At 64.2% G+C, this 3,205-nt stretch carries 3 protein-coding genes; all 3 read left to right on the forward strand.

Annotated elements, in window-relative coordinates; genetic code table 11:
* Positions 1–941 (forward strand): NAD(P)/FAD-dependent oxidoreductase (locus A2J01_RS24335; RefSeq protein ID WP_064113772.1); only part of this gene is annotated, 941 nt, incomplete at its 5' end.
* Positions 942–1,008: 67 nt separating this feature from the next.
* Entirely contained in the window at positions 1,009–2,472 is a 1,464-nt protein-coding gene (locus A2J01_RS24340) for a cytochrome P450 (protein WP_019750067.1), read from the forward strand.
* The gene (locus A2J01_RS24345) at positions 2,469–3,194 is read left to right on the forward strand and encodes a transglutaminase-like domain-containing protein (RefSeq protein WP_003942420.1); all 726 of its coding nucleotides are present in this window, start codon (positions 2,469–2,471) and stop codon (positions 3,192–3,194) included. Before A2J01_RS24340 ends, A2J01_RS24345 begins: the two co-directional genes overlap by 4 nt.
* Positions 3,195–3,205 lie beyond the last annotated feature (11 nt).

Here is a 3,205-nt window from a genome sequence, read left to right on the forward strand (position 1 = left end):
GTGGTCATCTCTCACTGAGTACCGGCGGCGCACTAGCTTACGACCAGCTTGCGCTGTGCACTGGCGCCCGCCCTCGGCGACTCCCCACCCCGGGAGCCAACTTGGCCGGAGTCTACTACTTACGCACAGTCGCAGACGTCGAGATGATCCGAGTGGCCGCCCACGCAGGACGTCGGGCAGTGATCATCGGCGGCGGTTACATCGGACTGGAGACGGCTGCCTCGTTGCGTGCACTGGGGCTGGAGGTCACCGTGCTCGAGGCGACTGGGCGCGTCCTTGAGCGGGTCACTGCCCCCGAAGTATCAGCGTTCTTCGACCGTATTCACCGGCAGGAGGGCGTGAAAATCCGGACGGGTGTGCTGGTCGAGGTTCTGTCCGGCGAGGACAGGGTCCGTGAAGTAGTTCTGTCCGGTGGCGAGTCAATTCCCGCTGACCTCGTCATTGTCGGCATCGGCGTTGAGCCGAACACCGATCTTGCCGCCGCCGCAGGTCTGGTCATTGATAACGGCGTCGTGATCGACGACCAGGCCCGGACCAGCGACCCCGACATCGTGGCCGCCGGGGATTGCGCAAGCCACAGCATGGCTCGCTACAGCCGCCCTCTACGCCTGGAGTCTGTGCCGAGCGCGCACGAGCAAGCCAAGGTCGCTGCCGCGACGGTGTGTGGGAAGTCCAAGAAGATAGCGGCGCTTCCATGGTTCTGGTCGGATCAATATGATCTCAAGCTCCAGATCGCCGGTCTGAACACCGGTTACGACGAAGTCATCCTCAGCGGAGACCCGACCCGAGACCGCGACTTCACCTGCTTCTACCTCCGTGAGGGAGAGCTTATTGGCGCCGACTGCATCAACCGCCCCCGTGACTTCATGTTCAGCAAGCGGGTAATCACGCAGCAACTCCCCATCGACCGAACTGAACTGGCGCTTGCCAGCTCCGCCTGAGATGACGGGTCTTCGGGCGATGGGTACGAAATGGTGAGTGCGGGCTGCGTTTCGGAAAGGAACACAAGTGACGAACATTATCCATCTCCCGCTGGCGAAGGGTCGTGAGCGACTCTCGTCGGTCCTCATGGTGCCACTGCCGAGTCGGGTCGACGCGGCCCTGCTCGGGGCCAGTGACCGGTGGCCTGTCCGAGAGCTCGCCCCGCCCCCGGCGGGGTCAGGCCTCAAACCGGTCTTAGGGACCGCTGGCATGCCTCTGCTCGGTCACACCCTGGACTACATCCGGTTCGGATCTAACTTCTCCCGGGCCAGGTACCAGCGGCTAGGACCTGTGTCGTGGATGGGCGCCTTCGGCACGAAAATAGTGGCGGTTGCCGGACCGGATGCCATACAGGAGGTGCTGACCACCAAGGCGAAGTCGTTCTCCCAGGACGGGTGGACCTATCTCATCGATGCCTTTTTTCATCGGGGCCTGATGTTGATGAGCTTCGACGAACACAGGATGCATCGGCGGATCATGCAGGAGGCGTTCACCCGCGACCGACTCGCCGGCTACGTCGACCAGCTCGGCCCGACGCTGGAGGCCAGCATCCCAGGGTGGACAGCGGGACAATCCACCACGCGCATCTACCCGCTGCTGAAGGCACTAACTCTCGACGTCGCCACGAAGGTCTTCATGGCAGGTCGGGGGGGTAGCGAGGATACCGATGCCATCAACGACGCCTTCGTGGCCACCGTGCGTGCGGCCAGCTCGATCATCCGTTTCCCGTTACCGGGGACTCGTTGGCGAGCGGGAGTCCGTGGGCGCGCGCTCTTGGAGGACTACTTCACCCGGCACCTGCCGGCGGCTCGAAGTGGCCAAGGAGGCGACCTCTTTGCGGGGCTGTGCCATGCGCGCACGGCCGACGGTGAGGCGTTCACCGATGAGGACGTCGTTAGCCACATGATCTTCTTGATGATGGCGGCCCACGACACATCGACCATCACCACCACCGCTGCCGCCTACTTCCTCGCCAAGCACCCGGCCTGGCAGGAACGGGCGCGGGCCGAGTCCGACCGACTCGGTGGACGCCGCCCGGACATCGACGACCTGGACTCACTGGAGACTCTCGACCTGGTGATCAAGGAGACACTCCGTCTGGTGGCGCCCGTGCCCATCGTGATGCGCAAGACGGTCGAAGACGTGGATATCGCCGGCCACCACATCCCGGCGGACACCCTGGTGGCCGTGGCTCCGTCGGTGAACCACTTCGACGAGTCGTGCTGGACCGACCCCGACACCTTTGACCCTGACCGCTTCAGCGAACCGCGGCGTGAGGACCAGAATCACCGCCTCGGGTGGATCCCCTTCGGAGGAGGGGTACACAAGTGCATCGGTCTGCACTTCGGCACCCTCGAAGTCAAGGCGATTCTGCACCACATGCTACGCACCTACACCTGGACGGTCCCCGATCAGTATGAAGCGAGGTGGGACAACACCTCGCTCCCCATTCCGGTCGACGGGTTGCCGATAACTCTGGAGCGCAGATGAATAAGGCACCGCTGGCGCACTCGTGGGCGACCGACTTCCTCGACATCGAGCACGAGTCCGTCCGGGCGTTCACCGCCGCCGCGGTTGGGGATGCGGGCACCGACCGGGACAAGGCGAAGCGCCTCTTCGCCGCCGTCCGCGACCAGATCCGGTACGACCCCTACACGGTGTCGGACGATCCCGCCCATTATCGAGCAAGCTTCGTCCTCGAGACCGGGCGCGCCTATTGCGTCCCGAAGGCGGTGCTCTTGACCGCGGTGTGCCGTGCGGCAGGGATTCCGGCGCTACTGGGGTTTGCCGACGTCCGAAATCATTTGCAGACCGAAGCGTTGCGAGCGCTCATGGGCGGCACGGACCTGTTCGTCTATCACGGCTACAGCCATCTCTACGTCAACGGCCGGTGGATGAAGGCGACCCCGGCGTTCAACACCGAGTTGTGTGCCCGTTTCGGGGTGCCGCCGGTGGATTTCGATGGCGAGCACGACGCCCTCCTGCACGCCTTCGCCGCCGACGGAGCCCTGCACATGGAGTATGTCCGCGAGCGCGGCGTCTTCGACGACCTGCCTTTGAACACGATCTTGACCGAGCTTCGGCATACCTATGGACAGCGAATCTTTGAGCGCACCCACGTGATCGCTGACGCTTTCACCGACACACCCGACAGATGCACCCAGCCCGACGGGATCGCCCGCGGGCTCCACTCACTCCCGGAGGCCCGATGAGCACGGCGACC

It is taken from the genome of Rhodococcus sp. EPR-134 (assembly GCF_001647205.1).
Classification (GTDB): Bacteria; Actinomycetota; Actinomycetes; order Mycobacteriales; family Mycobacteriaceae; genus Rhodococcus_F; species Rhodococcus_F qingshengii.

Bases quoted from the DNA above. Each gene is read 5' to 3' on its own strand.
- A2J01_RS24345 (WP_003942420.1), top strand. From the start codon at position 2,469: ATGAATAAGGCACCGCTGGCGCACTCGTGGGCGACCGACTTCCTCGAC.